Here is a 20297-nt window from a genome sequence, read left to right as displayed (position 1 = left end):
GGGTATAACTGCGTTTCAAGGGAATCTCCTATCAGGAATTCTGCATAAATCAAATATTAACGTTAAACTGCGTTCATCGCAGCAAAAACTCTCTTTACATTGGCCGGCTGCCGGCTTCAGAGAGTTCGATCGGGGTTATATATAATTAAGCGTTGGCCACGAAAACCTTCGCCCGTTTTTTGAGTGTCGACGACGAAATCGGGGAATAATAAACTGTGCTTTTCGTGATCACGATCGATTTCGGTTCCTCTTCTCCGATATATTCCACGTTTTTGTGCTGGCAGGCGTGGCTGACGAACTGCTTCGATATTTTTGAGGATTTCTCGATCGAAACGTCAAAAATGGCGACCAGTTCCGCGGAGCGGATAATTCTTTCGCCGCCCAGGTGAATATACATAATCCCAACTCCTTAAGAGCCAATCTGTCCGCTATGGACGTGAAAAACGCTGGCCTTTTTCAGTTTATCGGTATTCAGGCTCTCGATCCCCGTCGCCGTAATAAAGGTTTGCACTTTGGTCTGAAAGGTTTCAATGAGCTGCGTTTGGCGGTATGGATCCAGTTCGGACAGCACGTCATCCAAAAGCAGGACCGGGTACTCCCCGATCTCCTCATGGATCAGTTCAATTTCCGCCAATTTAAGCGACAATGCCGTAGTCCGCTGCTGCCCCTGGGATCCATAGGTTTGCACTTCCTTGCCGTTGATATAAAAGGCCACATCGTCCCGATGGGGTCCGGCAAGCGTCATCCCGCGCCGAAGCTCCTGATCCTTCAGTTGTGATAATTTTAACATAAATTGTTCGAAAAGATAAGCTTCATCTTCCTCCGCCTCGTCGCCGAACGACGGAAGATAAACGAGCTTCAGGTCTTCGCTGCCGTTCGTAATGCCGTGGTGAATGGACTCGGCCCATTTCTGCAGCTTTACGATAAATTGTTTCCTCTTTTTGATGATTTTAACACCATGATCGGCAAGCTGCTGATCCCAAACCTCCAACAGCCCCTGCTGCGGTTTGTCGTTGCCCCACATTTGCTTGAGCAAATTGTTGCGCTGGTTCAGCACCTTCTGGTATTGCTGCAAATGATACAAATATCCGGGCTGGACCTGCCCGATCTCCATGTCAAGAAAACGCCGGCGTACGCCAGGCGTTCCCTTTACGATTTCCAGATCCTCGGGCGCAAACATCACGACGTTCAGCGATCCGATGAAATCGCTAAGTTTGCGCTGCTCGAGGCCGTTGATTTTCGCTTTTTTCCCCTGCGGGGATAAATTGAGATCGAGCGTCAGCTGCCCGTATTTCTTTTCCACCACCGCGGAGACATGCGCGCTTTTTTCCTGGAAGGAGATCAGCTCGCGGTCTCTTGGGGTCCGGTGGCTTTTCGTTAAGGCCAAAACAAAAATCGCTTCAACCAAATTGGTTTTCCCTTGAGCGTTTTGTCCGATCAGCAGATTGACGTCGCTGAAGGAATCCAATTGTAGCTCTTCGTAATTGCGGTAATGCTGCAGGCTGATGCTTTTTACAAACACGTGCGCTTCCTCCTCATTTCCCGCCTGATCGACCCGCACCAAAAGCGCGGCTCCATGAGGAGTATATCAGGACTCCCTGGATACGGTAAACTCGCCGCAATCCACCACTTTCACCCGATCCCCGGGATACAGCTTGCGGCCCCGGCGTTCCTCAGGCTCTCCGTTCACCGACACTTGGCCTTCCGCAAGCAACGCCTTCGCCATTCCGCCTGTGGATATGCAGTCGGCCAGCTTTAAAAATTGATCGAGCTTGATATATTCACTGTGGATAAATATTTCCTTCATCGCAAACGCCCTTCCTGTTGATAACTTCGGCTGCCGGATTAGTTCGTCGTCCGGTAAGGCAAAATGACGTACGAGCTTTGGCTGTCATCCATCGGTTTCAGAATGATCGGGCTCATCATGCCGGTGAAGGCAATCATCAGCTGCTCGCTTTCCACGATCTTCAACACATCAAGCATATATTTGGAGTTAAAGGAAATGCGCAGCGGCTCTCCTTTGAAATCGATAACGTCCAGTTCCTCACGCACTTTACCGAGTTCAGAGGAGCTCGAGGAAATTTCAATGCCGCCGTTTTCCATCGTCTGCAGCCGGACGATATTCGTTTTTTCCTCACGGGACAACAAATAAGCGCGGTCGATCGATTCGCTCAATTTTTTTGTGTCCAAAATGAGTTCTGTTTTGTAGGTTGTCGGAATAATTCTAGTAGTATCCGGGTAAATGCCATCCAGAATACGGGAATAGAACAGGACGCGATCCAGCTTGAACAGCACCTGGTTGTCGGCCACGACGATGTCGATCAGTGTGTTTTGGTCGGGTATGATTTTGCTCAGTTCGTTCAGCGTTTTGCCGGCAATGACGACATTGCTGAACTTCACGTCATCCGCTCCGTCCAGATGGGCCGAACGCGTGGCAAGGCGGTGACGGTCCGTCGCCGTGAATTTCAAATCGTTTTGGTCCAGATTCCACAGGACACCGGTCAAAATCGGGGTGGTTTCCTGCGTAGAAATCGCAAATACCGTTTGGCGGATCATGTTTTTCAGCAGAGCTCCCGGAAGGGAAACCGTCTGGTTGCCTTCGATATCAGGCAACACGGGAAATTCCTCGGGATCCAGCCCGACCATTTGAATTTCCGTGGAACCGGAAGAAATGAAGGTTTGGAAATGCTCTTTGACCTCCATTTGAATTTCCTGGGAAGGCAGCTTTTTAATGATTTCTACGAAAAACTTGGCCGGCAAAACGACGCTGCCGGTTTTCTCCACCTGCACGATCGTCCGGTCGGCGTCTTCGGCGGGAATAAAGGATTGAATGGAAATGTCGGTATCGCTTGCCGTTAGCGTTACGCCTTGATGCGTTACGTCCAGCTTGATGCCTCCGAGGATCGGAATCGTCGTACGGCTCGAAATCGCCTTGGATACATGCTGAATGGATTCGTTAAGGACGTTTTTAAGGATGCTGATCTTCATCTTTTCACTCCTAGCAGGAATTTCGGCTGGCAGAGGATTCAATTGCTTCTTCCTCTTTTGCGCAGCTTTTATGGTTATATTTTTTATATTTAAAACATAGTAATAGCAGTAGGGACGCTGAATATGTGGATAAGCCCTCAAAACCTCAATAAATTAAGCCTATCCACATGTGTATAGATTGTGCATAGGCTTTGAACTTGTTCAGGTCGGGTTTTTGATTTTTTCTGTAATGTTGTTGATCACTTTATAGAGATCCTGGTCGGTTTTCAGCGACTGGGATATTTTTTCGTGCGCGTGGATCACCGTGGTGTGGTCCCGGCCTCCGAAAGCTTCCCCGATTTTGGGCAGGGAAAAATCCGTCAGCTCGCGCGAGAGATACATTGCAATTTGCCTCGGGAAGGCGACGGCTTTCGTCCGTTTGCGCGCCTTGAAGTCTTCGAGCTTCAAATTGTAGTATTCCCCGACTTTCTGCTGAATGTCCTGAATGGTGATCATTTTCGGACGGCTGGAAGGAATGATGTCCTTCAGCGCTTCGGCAGCAAGATGCGTGGTGACGTCCTGATTGGTCAGCGACGAATAGGCGACGACCCGAATGAGGGCGCCTTCGAGCTCCCGGATGTTCGTGTCGATCTGGTTGGCGATGTACATCATCGCTTCGTTCGGGATGTCGAGGTTTTCGGCCTTCGCTTTTTTGCGTAGAATGGCGATCCGCGTTTCCAAATCCGGCGGCTGAATATCGGTGATCAGTCCCCATTCGAAACGGGAACGGAGCCGGTCTTCCAGCGTCGGAATTTCTTTGGGCGGCCGGTCACTGGAAATGATGATTTGCTTCTGTTCCTCATGCAGCGCGTTGAATGTATGGAAAAATTCCTCCTGAGTCGATTCCTTCCCAGCCAGGAATTGAATGTCGTCAATCAGCAGAATGTCCACGTTGCGGTATTTGTTGCGAAAGCTTTCCGCCCGGTTGTCGCGGATGGAGTTGATGAATTCATTCGTAAATTTCTCGGAGGAAATATACACGACGCGGCTAGCAGGGTTATGTTCCAGAATGTAATGGCCTATCGCATGCATCAAGTGCGTTTTTCCCAGCCCGACCCCTCCATATAGAAACAAAGGGTTGTATGCTTTGGCCGGCGCCTCGGCGACGGCGAGCGATGCCGCATGGGCAAACCGGTTCCCGGATCCAATGACGAACGTATCAAAGGTGTATTTCGGATTCAGCATATGGGTGAATGCTTCTTCTTGGGCCACCTGAGGCATTGGAGCGGGTTGTTGGGGAACGACCTCCGCAGGCTTGTTTTCTTCAATGACGAATCTCACGTCAACTTGTTTGCCAAGCACTTCGTAGATCGTCGAGCTGACGAGCTTGGTATAGCGGCTTTCCAACCATTCAACAGCAAAAGTCGTAGGCGCGGAAATGACAATGGAGTGGTCATTCATTTGGATCGCTTTCGTTGCTTTAAACCAGGTGTCGAAGCTCGGCTTGCTGAGTTTGGTATGAATAATAGATAGGATTTGCTGCCATAATTCGGAAGTATGGCTGTCCACTAACTGTCACTCCTTTAAATCTTCCAAATGCGGCCTTGGCCTCCGCTACTTGAGTGGAATTGTCGAAAAAAAATGAAACGTGAAGTATTTTATCCCCATGTTTCACCTTTTGAAAAAAATAAAAAAAGTGGATAAATTAAAATTGTTCACAAGTTTATCCACAGCTTGTTGATAATATTATGGGTGGAAACAGATATTCACAACCAAAAGTAATATAATCATAGCAAAAGAATCCCTTTTTATCAATGTATGCGTCCATTTTATCCACAAATTCAATAAGTTGTGTATAAATCCTATTCACAACACTATATATTGTTTATAAATTGTTTAAGTTTCGACAGCATTCCTAAAAACGGAAAATCAGTTGTGCACAGGTTGTGCCGGAAAAGGGAAATCCGCGGCGGTTTTTGTGAACAAGTGGATAAATGGGGTCTGTGGATTTTTTCGAGCGATGGCGAATACCGTCTGTGGAAAACAAGGACTTCTACTCAAGACCTGTTTTTGCTGTAACGCGATTCCAAGGAAAAAAACAAATAAAAGAGGGAGGCCTGATCAATATGGAGAACGGGGCCGGGTTTACGGACGGAACTTCGATATAAATAGGAGAAGGGTTCAGGTTGACTTTTGGGCCTTGACATGGTTAAATGTATAAAGGCATTTTCTGTGTGAATGAAAATGAATTAACCATAAAGGTTATTTTAAATCCTGTAAGGGGGTGCGCAATACATGAGACCTACATTTAAACCAAATGTAAGCAAACGCAAAAAGGTACATGGCTTCCGGAAAAGAATGAGCACGAAAAACGGCCGTAAAGTGCTGGCAGCTCGTCGCCAGAAGGGCAGAAAAGTATTGAGTGCGTAAATTTCGTGCATAAAGACCACCGCGGTGGTCTTTTTTTCTTCAATCGGATGGACTTTCGAGGCTGAAACCGTCATTCGGCGCAGGAGGCCGACCGCGAAACGCCTCAAAAAGAGGGAGAAGAGATTTTCCCGCAGAACTGGTTTATCAGGATGACGGAATGCCAATAATGATAGATGCGTTTTCTTTATTGAAGGGCAAAGGGATCTTGTTAAGGCCGGCGAATCGTCACTAAAACTTTACTGAAAGCGTTTCGTCGGTGCCGGAGGTAGTGGTTGGTTTTTTTCTACTATTATATGAAGCAAAATTTTTTGAAAATATAAGAAAGTATAAATTTTCGAGCCTTCACTTGCCTTTATCGCAAGAAAAACTTCCGTTAATCGCTGTCCTACCTTATGTGAAAGTACGTCGGATAGACGCTTTTCTTATAGTTTCGGGGAGCGGAGCCGTATGCTGAGACAGGCTTCGTTTTTCCGCATAAAAGGATTGGATGAATCCTGGATCGAAAGAAATGATGATAAGAATCGAAAAGGATGCTTTAAGAGGATGGAATAGGTTTTCAGCGGAGCTAAGGGATCGGTTGATCGGGGGAATAGGCTTCCGCTGAACGCGGCCCTCGCTTTCTTAATTTTCTTCATGCTTATTATCAAGAAATGATCGCCTGAGCATACCGGGCGGCAGAAGCAGGCAGGGGATCGGGTTGCATAAAAGTTTACGTTTACGAAACCGCGCGGACTTTAGTCGCGTATATCGACATGGAAAGTCTTTTGCGAACCACCAGTTTGTCGTGTACTGGTTCCGCAAAAAAGAGGTAGAGAAATTTCGCGTAGGAATTTCCGTCAGCAAAAAGGTGGGCAATGCCGTTGTCCGCAACCGGATGCGCCGGCTCGTGAAAGAAATCGTTCGTCATCATGAGGACAAGCTGATCGAGCACGTGGATCTTGTGTTTATTGTGCGGAAGGGCGCCTTGGATATGTCGTACAAGGATTTGGAAAAAAGCGTGCTTCACGTGCTGAGAAAAGCGTCGCTGCTGCGGCCGCCGGCCCGGTGAAAGCTGGTTTCTTTGTCCAATTGTTTATGGTATGATTTACGTTGAACGGAAGTGTCCAGAGAGGGGTTATGAAGTGTCGCTATTCAAGACGAGACGAGGCAGGAAATGGATCCTCCTCACGGCAGTATTGCTGCTAGCAGTCATGGTGTTATCGGCGTGCAGTTCCAGTTCGGTACAGTATACGACCGAAGATATGAGAAACAGCGGCAGTTTCTGGCAGAGAAACGTCGTTTATTATTTCTCGTATGCGCTCGATACGTTTGCTCATTGGTTTAACGGCGAATATGGACTGGCCGTCCTTGTGATGGTGATCATCGTGCGGACGATCATTTTGCCGCTGTCGATCAAGCAGGTCCGAAGCTCGAAAGCGATGCAGGCGATTCAGCCTGAGCTTGCCAAAATCAAAGAGAAGTACAAAGATAATCCGGAAAAGCAGCAGCAGGAAACGATGCGCTTGTTCCAGGAAAATAAGGTTAATCCGATGGCGGGATGTTTGCCGCTGATCGTGCAAATGCCCGTATTTATCGCTCTCTATAACTCGATTATTCATAATAAGGATTTGTATGGACACTCATTCATGTGGCTTCAGCTCGGAAAGCCGGACCATACATTCATTTTGCCTATTCTGGCCGCGGCGACGACGTTCCTGCAAACGTGGATGATGATGCGGATGAACCCGACCCCGCAGCAAGGGGCTATGCAGTTCATGATGTTCGTGTATCCGGTGCTGATTTTCTTCATGTCCTATCAGTTCCCGTCCGCACTTCCTCTGTACTGGTTCTTCAGTAACCTGTATACGATCGTGCAGAACTACTTCCTGTACCGCAAAAGACCGGGTGCCACCGTGGCGGCCGTATCCTCTGCCGGCAGCGGCAACGCCAAAGGCGGAAACCCTGCCAAGGGCGGCAATAACAAAAGCCAAGGCAACAAAGGAAATGCGGGAAAAGGCAAAAAGGGGGCCAAAAAGTCTAAATGAGCAAAGTCGTCGTATCAGGAAAAACCGTTGAAGAAGCTGTAAGACAAGGGCTGGCCCAGCTCGGGGTAAGCCAGGACCGGGTATCGGTCAATATCGTAACGCAGCCGTCAAAAGGATTCCTGGGACTGATTGGTGTCAAGGAAGCGAAGGTGGAGCTGACGCTGCTGCCCGAGCCGGAACCCGAAACCATTCCAGTCGAGACGGCAACATCCTTGCCATTAGACCCGGCTGAGCCGGAGGCTGCAGAGCAAGTTGAAGAACATGATCCTTATGAAGAAGCCGTACGATTCATTAAAGATGTCGGCAAAAGCATGGGTCTGGACGTCACCGTCGACGTGCAGCATGCGAAAGATGTCACGACGCTTCATATTTTCGGTCCTGATTTGGGCCTTGTGATCGGCAGAAGGGGGCAAACCCTCGACGCCCTGCAATACCTGGCCAACATCGTGGCCAACCGCTATTCCGGAAGTTACATCCGCATCGTGCTGGATGCCGAGAATTTCCGCGAACGGCGCAAAAAAACGCTGGAGGAGCTGGCGGACCGGCTTGCGGGCCGCGTCATCCGCTCCGGCAAGGAAGTTGTCCTCGAACCGATGTCTCCGCAGGAGCGGAAGGTGATCCACTCCAAACTGCAGGATCATCCGCAGGTGAAGACATTCAGCAAAGGGGAAGAGCCGAATCGGCGTATCGTCATCACATTAAAGCAACGGGATTTTTGACGCCCGGGGACTTATAGATTGTCCTATGACGTAGATGATGTGCAATGACTTTATTCAGCTGTTGCAGCTGATGAAGTCATTGCTTTTTTCGTAGATGAGGATGTTGTAAAAATCCAAAGTTCCAATAGCAATGTATGGAGCGAAACGGTTTCGTTCATCTATATATTGGACCAGGGAGCGGCCGGAATCGAATTTTGCAAAATCCTGAGATAAGAGCCTATCCGCGAGTCTTTATTTTTCCTAATCCGGGTAGAGTAGAAGTAAAGAAAGCGACCAGAATGAGGAAGAGGAAGGAAGAGGTGAGTAACGTGTTAAGCGATACAATCGCGGCCATTTCGACGGCCGTAGGAGAAGCGGGCATCGCCGTGATCCGCGTGAGCGGCCCCGACTCCATTGCGGAAGTGGGGAACATTTTTCGCAGCAAAACGAAGTTGACGGAGGCGGAAAGCCATACCGTGCATTACGGACATATCGTGGATCCGGAACGGGACGAACGGATCGAAGAGGTGCTTGTGACGGTCATGCGGGCTCCGCGTTCTTTTACTACAGAGGATGTTGTGGAGATCAGCACGCACGGAGGCGTCATTTCCGTTAAAAGGGTCATGGATTTGCTGCTCCAGCAGGACATCCGTCTGGCCGAGCCGGGCGAGTTCACGAAACGCGCCTTCCTCAATGGCCGGATCGACCTGTCGCAGGCGGAGGCGGTTATCGACCTCATCCGTTCGAAATCGGACCGGGCATTCTCCGTCGCCTTGAAACAGGTGGAGGGACAGCTTTCGGATCAAATCAAGAAGCTGCGTCATACGCTGGTGGAAACGCTGGCCCATATCGAAGTGAACATCGATTATCCGGAACATGACGTGGAGTCTTTAACAGCCGAATTCATCAAAGAAAAAAGCACGGAAGTGATGCAGGGCATCACGAAGCTGCTGAAGACGGCCGAACAGGGCAAAATTTTGCGCGAAGGGATTACGACGGCCATCGTCGGACGCCCGAATGTGGGGAAATCCTCGCTCCTGAATACCTTGGCCCATACGAACCGCGCCATCGTGACGGATATACCGGGAACGACGCGGGACGTCATTGAGGAATTCGTTACGATCAACAACATTCCGCTCAAGCTGCTGGATACGGCCGGGATCCGCGAAACGATGGACGTCGTCGAACGGATCGGGGTGGAACGGTCCAAACATGCGGTAACCGAGGCCGACCTGATTTTGCTGGTTCTGAATGCAAGCGAGCCGCTGCATGAAGACGAACTGGAATTAATGGAACAAATCCGCGGTAGACAATCCATCGTCATTATGAATAAAATGGACTTACCTCAACAGCTCGATAAAGACATTCTTTTGCGTTATTATTCGGAGGATTTGATTGTGCCGATGTCCGTAAAAGCCCAAGAAGGCGTCGATGCGCTGGAAGCGGCGATTTCGCAGCTCTTTTTCAGCGGCAGCATCGAAACCGGGGATTTGACGTATGTCAGCAACGTGCGCCATATCGCTTTGTTGAAAAAAGCGCATAAATCGCTCCAGGATGCCTATGACGCAGCCGAACAGCTTATCCCGATCGACATGATCCAGATCGATGTCCGGCTCGCATGGGAGCAGCTGGGCGAAATAATCGGGGATACGGCGTCGGAATCGCTGTTGGATCAGATTTTTTCGCAATTCTGCTTAGGCAAATAAGGATGGATGGCATCCGTCCTGGAAATATATCAAATTTTAAAGTTCAAAAATAAAAGGAGGTTTTTAACATGAGTTTTGATGGCGGCAATTTTGATGTCATCGTCATCGGCGCCGGCCATGCCGGCTGCGAAGCGGCTCTTGCCGCGGCCCGCATGGGATCCAGCACGCTGATGATCACGATCAACCTGGACATGGTTGCTTTTATGCCGTGCAACCCGTCGATCGGCGGCCCGGCCAAAGGCCATGTCGTTCGTGAAATCGACGCGCTCGGCGGCGAAATGGGACGCAACATTGATAAAACTTATATTCAAATGCGCATGCTGAATACGGGGAAAGGACCGGCCGTTCACGCGCTGCGTGCTCAAGCGGACAAATTCCTGTATCAGCATACGATGAAAGAAACGATGGAGAAAGAGCCGAACTTGACGATGCGCCAGGGCATGGTCGAAGAGCTGATCGTTGAAGACGGCGTATGCGTTGGCGTCATTACAAAGACCGGTACCGCATACCGTGCCAAATCGGTGGTTTTGACGACTGGCACCTACCTGCGCGGTAAAGTCATCATGGGCGAAATGACGTACGAAAGCGGTCCAAACAACCAGCAGCCATCGATCAAATTGGCCGAAAATCTGCGCGAGTTGGGCTTTAAGCTCGTTCGCTTCAAGACGGGAACGCCTCCGCGCGTGCATAAATCGACGATCGATTTTTCCAAGACCGAAATTCAGCCCGGAGACGAAAAGCCGAAGTTTTTCTCTTATGAAACCGAAAGCTCCGACAATGAGCAGCTTCCTTGCTGGTTGACGTATACGTCGGCCCAAACGCATGAAATCATTAATGCCAACCTGCACCGGGCACCAATGTTCTCCGGCATTATCGAAGGAACGGGTCCGCGTTATTGCCCATCCATCGAAGACAAAATCGTTCGTTTCAGCGACAAACCGAAACATCAGATTTTCCTTGAACCGGAAGGCAAAAACACCTCCGAATATTATGTCCAAGGACTGTCCACCAGTATGCCGGAGGATGTTCAGCTCGCGATGCTGCGTTCGATCCCGGGATTGGAAAAAGTGGAAATGATGCGCAACGGTTATGCGATCGAATACGACGCGGTGGTTCCGACCCAACTATGGCCTTCCCTGGAAACCAAGCTGATTCCCGGACTGTTTACGGCCGGACAAATCAATGGTACTTCCGGTTACGAAGAAGCCGCGGGGCAAGGAATCATGGCGGGCATTAACGCGGCACGCCGCGTGCAAGGCAAGGAGCCTGTCATTTTGGACCGTTCGCAAGGATATATCGGCGTGCTGATTGACGATCTGGTTACGAAAGGCACGAATGAACCTTACCGTCTGCTGACGTCGCGTGCGGAATACCGCCTGCTGCTGCGTCATGACAACGCGGATCTCCGCTTGACGCCGCTTGGACATGAAATTGGCCTCATTTCCGATGAAAGATATGCCAAATTCCTGGACAAAAAGCAAAAGGTAGAACAAGAAATCGAACGTTTGAAATCGACCAAGGTCGGGCCTTCGCATGTAAATGCGATGCTCGAACGGGTAGGATCGGCGCCGATCCAGGATGGAAGCAATTTGCTGACGATTTTGCGCCGTCCGGAAGTCAGCCATGACGATATCGAAGAAATTTCGCCGTCTCCGTTTGAACTGACCGAAGAAATGAAAGAGCAAGTGGAGATTCAAATCAAATATGCCGGATATATCGAAAAGCAGCTGATTCATGTGGAACGTTTGAAAAAGATGGATAAGAAGAAGATTCCGGAGACGATCGATTACAACGAAATCGAAGGCATCGCCATCGAAGCGCGTCAAAAGCTGTCCAGCATCCGTCCGTTGTCCATCGGCCAGGCTTCCCGCATCTCCGGGGTTACGCCTGCGGACATTTCCATCCTGTTAGTTTATCTGGAGCACTACAACCGGGTAACGGCTGCAAGAGGTTAACTATGGATCAAATACAAGAAGCTTTTGCGTTACGTCTGCAAGAAAAGGGGATCAAGGTAACGCCGGCCCAATTGGATCAATTTGAAACCTACTATAAAGAGCTTGTTGAGTGGAATGAAAAAATGAACTTGACCGGCATAACGGAACGGGAACAGGTGTATACGAAGCATTTTTACGATTCGATTTCGCTTGCTTTTTATATCGATATGAACGAGATTCGAACGATGGCGGACATTGGCTCCGGAGCCGGCTTTCCGGGCATACCGCTGAAAATCTGTTTTCCGCATCTGCAGTTGACGATTATCGATTCGCTGAACAAACGGATTAATTTTTTGAAACATGTCGTGGAGCAAACGGGCCTGGAACAAGTTCTGCTTTTGCACGGAAGGGCGGAGGATTGGGCACGCAAGCCGGAACATCGGGATCATTACGATCTCGTGACAGCCAGAGCGGTCGCCAAACTTACCGTACTGAATGAATTCTGCCTGCCTTATGCCAAGGTTGGCGGCGTATTCGCAGCGATGAAGGGAAGCAGCCCGGATGAGGAGATTAAGGAAGCCTCCCGCAGCCTTAAGGAGTTAAAAGGCAAGCTGCGGCGCGTAGAGCGTTTTACGCTTCCGATTGAAGAGTCCGAGCGCCATATTGTCATCATCGACAAAACGGCAGGGACGCCGGGGAAGTATCCGCGCAAAGCGGGGACAGCTTTAAAGACCCCTTTATAAACGGAAATAACGCCGGTATAAAATATATGTTTTTTTTGAGGAGTGTTTCACGTGAAACATTCCTCTTTTTTATGTCTACGGAAGGTGGTTTTTCTGACCACTCATGTTCGGCCTATTGGGCGAGATTCAAGGCAAACGGATCCATTGTTAAGGAGTTCGGACAGAATGAGTTTTTTATACATAGCGTCCTTATTTCACGAAAACATTCATTTTCCTACATACTGAATGGTGTGTTGCCTGTCTGTTGTGAGAGATGTTGCTACAACTGTTTTCTTGGGTCTCCCTTTGTAGTCATTTAAGAATCATGATGGGAAATATACCGAGGAAGGGGGATTGGCATCCGTGGCTTTTTCATACTCAAGGCAAGATCTTTAAACCCTGCTTATATGGTAGTCGCATTCTTTTGTATCCTCCAACGGACGCGCTTTTTAACAAAGCCGCATTATCTGATTTTAGTTATGGAAAATAAGGAAGGCAGTTATCTTTTTCGGTCGATTGTTTTGTATTGGGCAGTGAGTAAAAAGGAATATCATGAAGCTGTTAGAATCAAAAGATGCTGAAGGTTACTGGAGTTGACCTCTGTATATGTTAGCGTTTTGGGTGAAGAGGGTTGAAGCGGGCGGTTTGGTGGGACTGGGTTTAGATAGAATGGGATGATAAACCTTCTTAAAAGGACATGATTGCGCTGGGATATGCCAAGTTAGGGCGTGTGGTGAACAATAGAAACGACCTTGTCAGGAAGATCAACATTTAGAGTCTGAATGATAACGTTGGATGGATGATCAAGGCATATCCAATTTACCATTCATCGAGTAATACCGTTCAATCGTGCTGAAAGAATGAAGGGGCTTGTCATGAATTGATCGGCTCTGATTACTGGTTGGATTTACAGACCCGAATGAGGTAGAAACACATTCCATAAACAACCATCAAAATGACGGCTAAACATATGTCATAAACGGACGAACGAATGAAAAATAATGGGTTGCTTTGGATGAAAACTCCTGGTTTTTATCCATTCATTGACAGCATTCTCCCTTAAAAAATAACTGTCCGGCAGGAAAAAAAGGGGACTTTGGAGAATAGGATTATATGAAAAAAAGTGGTAGAATAGAGAGAGTTATAGGCGTTCCAAGCGAATGGGGACAGGTTGCATGCATACACCCCGATAATTCGCTCGAGAATGCGCAAATTCTTAAGACGGTTTCGGTTCATGAGAGATTCGGGGCCTATATTTATTAAATTCTGCCCAAGACGTCAATTCGAATGCTGCGAATCGAGCGGAGGAGGACGGGTTGTACATAACGCATGCTCTTTTCCGTGCGCCCTCTCGATTTCGTATGAAGGATTATGCGGTAAACCGTCCCTTTGTCGGAAGGTAGGTCGACATGGACCGAATGGTTGGAAAATAAACCAGGTTCGTTTGTTGTAGTCATGTTGACGAAGCGCTTTGCCAAAGTGCTATTACGAAATTAGGTGGTAATCTACGGAATGAAAGAACAATTTTCTAAATTGTTTGGTTTGACGGAGCGAAACAACAGTGATGAAGTGAAACAAATTCCGGTCGGGGAGATTGTCAGCAGTCCATACCAGCCCCGGACGATTTTTGATGACGAGAAAATCGATGAGTTGTGCCAAACCATCAAAACGCATGGCGTCATTCAGCCGATTGTTGTTCGTATCCGTAATTCCAAATATGAGATCATAGCCGGTGAACGGCGTTGGCGTGCTGTAACGAAACTCGGGATGGAAACGATCCCTGCGATTATCCGCGAATTCAATGACTCTCAAGCCGCGTCGATTGCACTTATCGAGAACCTTCAGCGCGAAGGGCTGACCGCAATCGAAGAGGCGGTAGCGTACCAGAAGCTGATCGATATTCATCAATTGACGCAGGAAAGTTTGGCGCAGCGTTTAGGCAAAAGCCAGTCTACCATCGCCAACAAAATCCGGTTGCTTCATTTGCCGGAAGAAGTCAAGGTAGCGCTTATGGAGCGCAAAATTTCTGAACGGCATGCCCGTGCGCTGCTGTCCCTGGATACGGAGGAACTGCAGCTGAAGCTTCTGTCCGAGATCATTTCCAAGGAACTGAACGTAAAACAAACGGAAGCCCGGGTGGCTTTTTATAAAGAAGCTTCGAAAGTCAAAAAATCCAAACGCATCTCGTTTACGAAAGACGTACGGCTTGCGTTAAATACGATCCGCCAGTCGATCGATATGGTTACCGATTCCGGATTGGCGATCAAAACGACGGAAAACGACCACGAAGACCATTACGAAATCGTGATTCAGATTCCAAAACGCTAATAGGGCGGAAGTGGCATTAGGCGGCTTGTCAGGCCGCTTTTTTGGAGTAATGATCCAGCTTTTAGGCCGGGTGCAAGTACCGCGATGGTGTTCGTCCAAGCCCTTGTTTGGCTAACGTGGCAATAGGATTCGCATCTTTTTATGAGGAAACAATCCGTAAATGACGTTTTAATGGGGGATAACCACTCTTAGGCTTCATTTGGATTGAACGGTTTATAAGATGAATAGAAAATAGATTGATTTTGCTTTCCGGGGGTCGGTCCGGTGATGGAGCAAACGGCTTCTGTATAGAGGCGGTTTGCATTTTTGCTGTATGGCCAGTCCGATTGGGGAAGAACATCGCATGATCAGCTCAGGGCCTCCCGAAGGGATGTAACGGATACAGAATCATGGAACATGCTCATACAGCATCCATAAAGCACTTTTACATCCATACCCATTGAAGTGGAATAGATGAAAAATTTATGATTCAGGTTCAGGATTTCCATGTTGCAAGAAAGAAATGCACTCGTGCAGGGCGAAGCCGTTTCAGCTTGTACCTGAAGGAGAAGAGGTTCCGAATGCCGCGCTTTTTCAGGAAGTATGCAGCCGATTGTTTTGCTGTGTAACACAATCCCGTGACCTACAAGAAGAGTTTTCATACACAATGAGGTGAAATTGAGTGTCCAAAATCATTGCCATAGCAAATCAAAAGGGCGGGGTCGGAAAAACAACAACCTCCGTCAATCTCGGAGCAGGCTTGGCTTCGCTCGGTAAAAGAGTGCTGCTTGTAGACATTGATCCGCAAGGCAATACAACGAGTGGCGTTGGCGTGAACAAAGCCGATGTAGCCAACTGCATCTATGACGTCATCATTAATGAAGTTCATCCCAGGGAAGCCATTCTTGAGACACAGGTTGAAGGATTGCATATCATCCCGGCTACCATTCAACTGGCGGGCGCGGAGATTGAATTGGTTCCCACCATTTCGAGAGAACTTCGCCTAAAGAAATCACTGCATTTGGTCAAGGCTGATTATGATTATATTCTGATCGATTGCCCTCCTTCATTAGGCATTTTGACGATCAATTCACTAACGGCCGCTGATTCTGTTATCATTCCGATCCAATGTGAATATTACGCGCTCGAAGGATTAAGCCAGTTGTTAAACTCCGTTCGCTTGGTCCAAAAACATTTGAATACGTCGCTGCAGATCGAAGGTGTGCTGCTGACGATGCTGGACGCCCGGACCAATCTTGGCATTCAGGTCATCGAGGAAGTGAAAAAGTACTTTCAGGAGAAGGTATACCAAACGATCATTCCGCGGAATGTCCGGCTCAGCGAAGCTCCTTCCCATGGCCAATCCATTATGACGTATGATCCCCGTTCCAAAGGTGCTGAAGTATATTTAGAGTTGGCAAAGGAAGTGATTTCTTATGAGTAAACGATTGGGCAAAGGACTCGATGCCCTTATTCCTTCGCTTTCGATCAACGATGACGACAAAATTGTGGAGATACCGCTCAGCCAACTGCGTGCGAACCCGTATCAGCCTCGCAAAGACTTCAATGAAGAATCGATTCAGGAATTAGCGGAGTCCATTCGTCAGCATGGCGTCATTCAACCGATCATCGTTCGCAGCGTTTTGAAAGGGTATGAAATTATTGCCGGCGAACGGCGGTATCGTGCCTCGCAAATATGCGGAAAGGCAACGATCCCTGCGGTGGTGCGGACGTTCAGCGATCAACAGGTCATGGAGATTGCATTGATCGAGAATCTCCAACGTGAAAACTTGAATGCGATGGAGGTAGCGGTAGCCTATCAAGGGTTGATGGATCAATATTCCTTAACGCAAGAGGAGCTGTCTTTGAAGGTCGGTAAATCGAGATCCCATATTGCCAATTTCTTGCGTTTGCTTTCGCTTCCTGAGGAAGTCAAAGATTATGTTTCACGTGGAACATTATCGATGGGACATGCCCGTGCCATTGTCGGATTGAAAGATCCGGAGCTGATCAAACAGCTGGCGAAGCAATGCGTGGCCAATGAATGGAGCGTCCGCGATCTGGAAGAGGCCGTAAAAAATTTGGATCGCAAAGCGGCAGACAAAAATAAGGTGAAGGTAAAAAAACGCGACCCTTATATCGACAGCTTGGAGGAAACGCTGCGCGAAAGATTCCGGACGACGGTTAAAATTAAGCAAAATAAAGACAAAGGAAAAATCGAGTTGAATTATTACAGCAAGCAGGATTTGGAACGGCTGCTGGAGCTTTTGCAATAAAAGTGAACCTGTGAGTGCGCCAAAATGACATGTCCGGCTTTATTCCTGAATGGGGAAGGGGATGTGTCATTCTCTTTTTAGTTATCGAAAAGCGTTAACTGAAGCGTTACTTGAATAGGAATTCTTCTGTTGTTGGATTTGAAAGGATCGATTCATGTGGTAGGTCTCCATCATATAACGCCACATCGCGTTTTGGAGAAACACATGGTGAGGAAAAGTCGAGCAGATACCATTTTTCAAGAGTCCTGAACGCAGCGGATATATTTTCAATCAAGGCCCTCCCAATGGGTAAATTTGGATGCTTCCTCGGAGTAACGCTTGCGGGGCAAAGGGATAGGCGGTTGCTCATAGTGTCTTTGTTCTATGAATGATACGGGTAGGGATTTTTCTTGGGACGATAGAAACGTAGGGCAAGTTTTAAAGTTGCATACGGCTCTATGATCTCAAGAGCAATTTGCTCGATTTAATCGATCTGCAATACGTTAGGCGGGCAGCACTGTATGAAAAAGATAAGGGAGATGGATGCAATCATGAAACCGTTCATCTATTTGGACCATGCAGCCACTTCCTGGCCGAAACCTCCGGAAGTGCTGCAAGCGATGCAAAAGGCGATGGAGGAAGCGGCGGCCAATCCGGGGCGCGGAAGCCATCAAATGGCGGTAAAAGCGAGTAGGGTTTTGTTTGAAGGGAGAAAGGTATTATCCCAACTGTTTCAGGTTCGTAACCAAAATGACATCATATTTACGTATAATACAACCGAAGCGTTGAATTTGGCGATAAAAGGATTGCTGCAGCCCGGAGACCGGGTCGTGGCTACGATGGTCGAACATAATTCCGTAAGGCGGCCGCTGGAATACTTGAAACGGGTGGCGGGCGTGCAGGTGGACTATATTCCGGTTAACGGCCAAGGACAGCTGGATATGGCAAAGCTGAAAGCTGCATTGGAACAACGGCCCAAACTGGTCGTCAGCACGCACAGCTCCAATCTGCTTGGCAGCCTGTTGCCGATCGCCGAAATCGGGGAGCTTGCCCGCCGCTATGGGGCCGTATTTTTGGTTGATGCTGCGCAAAGCGCCGGTTGTTTGGAGATCGACGTCTCGGCAATGAACATCGATTTACTGGCATTTCCCGGGCATAAGGGGTTGCTTGGACCTCAGGGAACGGGAGGGTTGTACATATCCCCCACGGTTGAATTGGAGCCTCTTTTGCATGGAGGGACCGGAAGCCAATCGGAGGAGAAGGAGCAGCCGACGATTCGTCCGGATCGCTACGAAGCGGGTACGCCGAACACGCCTGGCATTGCCGGACTGAAGGCCGGCGTCGATCAGGTGCTGAAGCTCACCCCGCGGCGGATCTATGAGCATGAGTGGGAGTTGACCCAACGGATCATGGAAGGGCTTCAGAGCATTGCCGAAATTCGGATTTTGGGTCCGGAAGCGGGACAGCCGAGAACCGGAATTGTGTCGTTCGTTTCAACGGAAAGAGATTCCAGCGAAATCGCCTTTAAGCTGGACCGGGAATACGGGATCGCTGTGCGGGCCGGCATGCACTGCACGCCGTTGGCGCACGAGGCTGTTGACACACTGCAGACGGGTGCGGTTCGGATCAGCGTCGGGGCGAACAACACGCACGAGGAAGCGGACGCGGTAATTGATGCCGTGAGGGAAATTTGCAGCAAACTTTCGTAGAATTCACAAGAAGGATAGGTATAAGGACGGTTTGAAAAAAATAAGGGAAAAACGAAAGTGATCAAGAATGAGGAAAAGGAATGAAAACAGCAATGTCGGACTTGAATAGTTTAATCTTGGAGCAGCTGCAGTGGTTTATCGGCGGAGGCGCACTCCTCATTTTGATCCTGCTCGTAATGGTGTTGACACAAGGGGCGAAGCTCCGAAAAATGCGCCGGAAATACGATTTGATGATGGCGGGCAGCGGCGTGGACAATTTGGAAACGCTGCTCATCGACCTGAAAGTGCAGATGGATTCGATTGAGGATGAACAGGAGCAGCAGCGCAAGACGCTGGAAACCGTTCTAAACAAACTGCAGCAGACCAAAGGAAAGGTCGGTATTAAACGTTACAATGCGTTTAGCGGCCAAGGCAGCGACTTAAGCTTTTCGATTGCGATTGTGGATGAAAAGAAAAATGGAGTTGTCATTTCAGCCCTATACAGCCGTGACAGCTCCTATGTATATGCCAAACCGCTTGCGGCCGGCGAGTCATCGTATGCATTGTCCCCGGAAGAAGTGGAGGCAATCAATCTAGCTTCGCAATAAGGGCGGAGCGGGACTTCCATTCCTGGATCGCCGAATGTAGGCTGGACGCAATAATTTCCGATAAACGTACGACCAAACTTAAACGCGTGTTTTGCAGCACAAAATATTCCATGAAGCCGCCGACATTAACGATACCCGTCAAATGGATATCGCCAACCGGCGGTAATTCTTTATGTACGCCTGCGCCGGGTTTCAGAGGGCCGCTTGCGACCTGGATGCAGCCAACACTTGAGGATTGTCCGAGACAAGCATCGATGCCGATGATGAAAGGGCGGTCATACAAGCCATGGATGGTCGAAAGCGTTTCCTGCAAATTGACGGCGTGAACAGGCTCGTCCAACGTGCCGAACAGATGAAACCAGGGACTGTTGTAGCGAGCTAGTGCAGTCCCCACCAAAGGGCCAAGGCAGTCGCCGGTAGAACGGTCGGTGCCGATACATACGACGACGACAGGCTGCCGTTCTTCGGCTTGGGATAAATAAAACAAAAGGCGATGGATGATAGCGGAATGGATTTCAGGGTCGGTATGTGGTATTTTTAAGCTTGAAAGCTGCTGGTTTTGTGAAGGCTTGGACAGCTGTGTCATAGAATCTTCCTTTCACAATGCGATTGGTAGTATCTAGTATATGGATGGGGACGCATTTTTATACTTCCTAAGGACAAGCAATTTATTAGAACGAAAAGGCGGGCAATCTTGCAATGGAGTCATGGATGTTAATGGCTTTCGATTCGACGCAGCAGGCGCTGCGGGCGGAAATGCTGTTGGAGTATGCCGATATTGAAATCGATTTATGCCCTACGCCGAAGACGATTACGGCGGGATGCGCGTTATCGATCCAATTTCCGAAAGAGGAGCTGGCTTCCGTACAGCAAATCATTGTGCAGGAGCAGGTGGAGATCAGAGGAATCTACTACAAGGACAATCATGATAGATATATAAGCATCGAGAGATAGGGGG

At 48.7% G+C, this 20297-nt stretch carries 19 protein-coding genes; 13 read left to right on the top strand and 6 right to left on the bottom strand.

Going from position 1 to position 20297, the window contains the following annotated elements; all coding sequences use genetic code 11:
- Positions 1 to 145 precede the first annotated feature (145 nt).
- From remB to dnaA, 5 genes are all read right to left on the bottom strand, one after another.
- Complete coding sequence (remB, locus tag RJP21_RS09110) at positions 146 to 397, bottom strand: extracellular matrix regulator RemB (RefSeq protein WP_160043079.1); 252 nt, start codon at positions 395 to 397, stop codon at positions 146 to 148.
- Between the two features lie 12 nt (positions 398 to 409).
- The gene (recF, locus tag RJP21_RS09105; protein WP_310858988.1) at positions 410 to 1522 is read right to left on the bottom strand and encodes a DNA replication/repair protein RecF; all 1113 of its coding nucleotides are present in this window, start codon (positions 1520 to 1522) and stop codon (positions 410 to 412) included.
- A gap of 66 nt (positions 1523 to 1588) precedes the next feature.
- Positions 1589 to 1807 (bottom strand): S4 domain-containing protein YaaA, encoded by a 219-nt coding sequence (yaaA, locus tag RJP21_RS09100; RefSeq protein WP_310858987.1) that lies wholly within the window; start codon positions 1805 to 1807, stop codon positions 1589 to 1591.
- A gap of 38 nt (positions 1808 to 1845) precedes the next feature.
- On the bottom strand, positions 1846 to 2988 hold the full coding sequence (gene dnaN / locus RJP21_RS09095) for a DNA polymerase III subunit beta (protein WP_310858986.1): 1143 nt from the start codon (positions 2986 to 2988) through the stop codon (positions 1846 to 1848).
- A 201-nt stretch (positions 2989 to 3189) separates the two neighbouring features.
- On the bottom strand, positions 3190 to 4536 hold the full coding sequence (dnaA, locus tag RJP21_RS09090) for a chromosomal replication initiator protein DnaA (protein ID WP_310858985.1): 1347 nt from the start codon (positions 4534 to 4536) through the stop codon (positions 3190 to 3192).
- Between the two features lie 726 nt (positions 4537 to 5262).
- On the opposite strand from dnaA, the gene rpmH reads away from it, so the two are divergent.
- From rpmH to RJP21_RS09030, 12 genes are all read left to right on the top strand, one after another.
- Entirely contained in the window at positions 5263 to 5397 is a 135-nt protein-coding gene (rpmH, locus tag RJP21_RS09085) for a 50S ribosomal protein L34 (protein WP_068778604.1), read from the top strand.
- 697 nt (positions 5398 to 6094) lie between these two features.
- Positions 6095 to 6445, top strand: a complete 351-nt coding sequence (gene rnpA / locus RJP21_RS09080; protein ID WP_160043074.1) for a ribonuclease P protein component — start codon at positions 6095 to 6097, stop codon at positions 6443 to 6445.
- 73 nt (positions 6446 to 6518) lie between these two features.
- The gene (locus tag RJP21_RS09075) at positions 6519 to 7421 is read left to right on the top strand and encodes a YidC/Oxa1 family membrane protein insertase (RefSeq protein ID WP_160043073.1); all 903 of its coding nucleotides are present in this window, start codon (positions 6519 to 6521) and stop codon (positions 7419 to 7421) included.
- Complete coding sequence (jag, locus tag RJP21_RS09070; protein WP_310858984.1) at positions 7418 to 8140, top strand: RNA-binding cell elongation regulator Jag/EloR; 723 nt, start codon at positions 7418 to 7420, stop codon at positions 8138 to 8140. The genes RJP21_RS09075 and jag overlap by 4 nt, the downstream gene beginning before the upstream one ends.
- Before the next feature lie 308 nt (positions 8141 to 8448).
- Positions 8449 to 9825: a tRNA uridine-5-carboxymethylaminomethyl(34) synthesis GTPase MnmE gene (gene mnmE, locus RJP21_RS09065; protein ID WP_160043102.1), complete on the top strand. Its 1377-nt coding sequence runs from the start codon at positions 8449 to 8451 to the stop codon at positions 9823 to 9825.
- Between the two features lie 68 nt (positions 9826 to 9893).
- Positions 9894 to 11780 (top strand): tRNA uridine-5-carboxymethylaminomethyl(34) synthesis enzyme MnmG, encoded by a 1887-nt coding sequence (gene mnmG, locus RJP21_RS09060; protein WP_310858983.1) that lies wholly within the window; start codon positions 9894 to 9896, stop codon positions 11778 to 11780.
- 2 nt (positions 11781 to 11782) lie between these two features.
- Entirely contained in the window at positions 11783 to 12502 is a 720-nt protein-coding gene (gene rsmG / locus RJP21_RS09055) for a 16S rRNA (guanine(527)-N(7))-methyltransferase RsmG (RefSeq protein ID WP_310858982.1), read from the top strand.
- Positions 12503 to 13993: 1491 nt separating this feature from the next.
- Positions 13994 to 14809 (top strand): nucleoid occlusion protein, encoded by an 816-nt coding sequence (gene noc, locus RJP21_RS09050; protein ID WP_160043069.1) that lies wholly within the window; start codon positions 13994 to 13996, stop codon positions 14807 to 14809.
- 661 nt (positions 14810 to 15470) lie between these two features.
- The gene (locus RJP21_RS09045; RefSeq protein ID WP_160043068.1) at positions 15471 to 16232 is read left to right on the top strand and encodes a ParA family protein; all 762 of its coding nucleotides are present in this window, start codon (positions 15471 to 15473) and stop codon (positions 16230 to 16232) included.
- Complete coding sequence (locus RJP21_RS09040; RefSeq protein ID WP_310858981.1) at positions 16225 to 17064, top strand: ParB/RepB/Spo0J family partition protein; 840 nt, start codon at positions 16225 to 16227, stop codon at positions 17062 to 17064. The genes RJP21_RS09045 and RJP21_RS09040 overlap by 8 nt, the downstream gene beginning before the upstream one ends.
- A gap of 530 nt (positions 17065 to 17594) precedes the next feature.
- Positions 17595 to 18752, top strand: coding sequence for an aminotransferase class V-fold PLP-dependent enzyme (locus RJP21_RS09035; protein WP_310859017.1), 1158 nt, complete (start codon positions 17595 to 17597; stop codon positions 18750 to 18752).
- Positions 18753 to 18844: 92 nt separating this feature from the next.
- Positions 18845 to 19339: a DUF4446 family protein gene (locus tag RJP21_RS09030; RefSeq protein WP_160043101.1), complete on the top strand. Its 495-nt coding sequence runs from the start codon at positions 18845 to 18847 to the stop codon at positions 19337 to 19339.
- Here RJP21_RS09030 and yyaC read toward each other — a convergent pair.
- Complete coding sequence (gene yyaC / locus RJP21_RS09025; RefSeq protein WP_310858980.1) at positions 19320 to 19925, bottom strand: spore protease YyaC; 606 nt, start codon at positions 19923 to 19925, stop codon at positions 19320 to 19322. The genes RJP21_RS09030 and yyaC overlap by 20 nt on opposite strands.
- 113 nt (positions 19926 to 20038) lie before the next feature.
- Between yyaC and RJP21_RS09020 the strand changes: the two genes are divergently transcribed.
- Entirely contained in the window at positions 20039 to 20293 is a 255-nt protein-coding gene (locus RJP21_RS09020; RefSeq protein WP_160043064.1) for a putative Se/S carrier protein, read from the top strand.
- Positions 20294 to 20297 lie beyond the last annotated feature (4 nt).

It is taken from the genome of Paenibacillus sp. VCA1, from assembly GCF_031583795.1.
GTDB lineage: Bacteria > Bacillota > Bacilli > Paenibacillales > Paenibacillaceae > Paenibacillus_AQ > Paenibacillus_AQ albilobatus.
This window is presented reverse-complemented; position numbering and strand designations above follow the sequence as displayed.

Excerpts from the sequence above, each read along its gene's own strand:
- noc (WP_160043069.1), top strand. The coding sequence starts at position 13,994 with ATGAAAGAACAATTTTCTAAATTGTTTGGTTTGACGGAGCGAAACAAC.
- rsmG (WP_310858982.1), top strand. The coding sequence starts at position 11,783 with ATGGATCAAATACAAGAAGCTTTTGCGTTACGTCTGCAAGAAAAGGGG.
- RJP21_RS09030 (WP_160043101.1), top strand. The coding sequence starts at position 18,845 with ATGTCGGACTTGAATAGTTTAATCTTGGAGCAGCTGCAGTGGTTTATC.
- mnmG (WP_310858983.1), top strand. The coding sequence starts at position 9,894 with ATGAGTTTTGATGGCGGCAATTTTGATGTCATCGTCATCGGCGCCGGC.
- jag (WP_310858984.1), top strand. The coding sequence starts at position 7,418 with ATGAGCAAAGTCGTCGTATCAGGAAAAACCGTTGAAGAAGCTGTAAGA.
- remB (WP_160043079.1), bottom strand. The coding sequence starts at position 397 with ATGTATATTCACCTGGGCGGCGAAAGAATTATCCGCTCCGCGGAACTG.
- dnaN (WP_310858986.1), bottom strand. The coding sequence starts at position 2,988 with ATGAAGATCAGCATCCTTAAAAACGTCCTTAACGAATCCATTCAGCAT.
- RJP21_RS09035 (WP_310859017.1), top strand. The coding sequence starts at position 17,595 with ATGAAACCGTTCATCTATTTGGACCATGCAGCCACTTCCTGGCCGAAA.
- RJP21_RS09040 (WP_310858981.1), top strand. The coding sequence starts at position 16,225 with ATGAGTAAACGATTGGGCAAAGGACTCGATGCCCTTATTCCTTCGCTT.
- rpmH (WP_068778604.1), top strand. The coding sequence starts at position 5,263 with ATGAGACCTACATTTAAACCAAATGTAAGCAAACGCAAAAAGGTACAT.
- yaaA (WP_310858987.1), bottom strand. The coding sequence starts at position 1,807 with ATGAAGGAAATATTTATCCACAGTGAATATATCAAGCTCGATCAATTT.
- yyaC (WP_310858980.1), bottom strand. The coding sequence starts at position 19,925 with ATGACACAGCTGTCCAAGCCTTCACAAAACCAGCAGCTTTCAAGCTTA.
- RJP21_RS09020 (WP_160043064.1), top strand. The coding sequence starts at position 20,039 with ATGGAGTCATGGATGTTAATGGCTTTCGATTCGACGCAGCAGGCGCTG.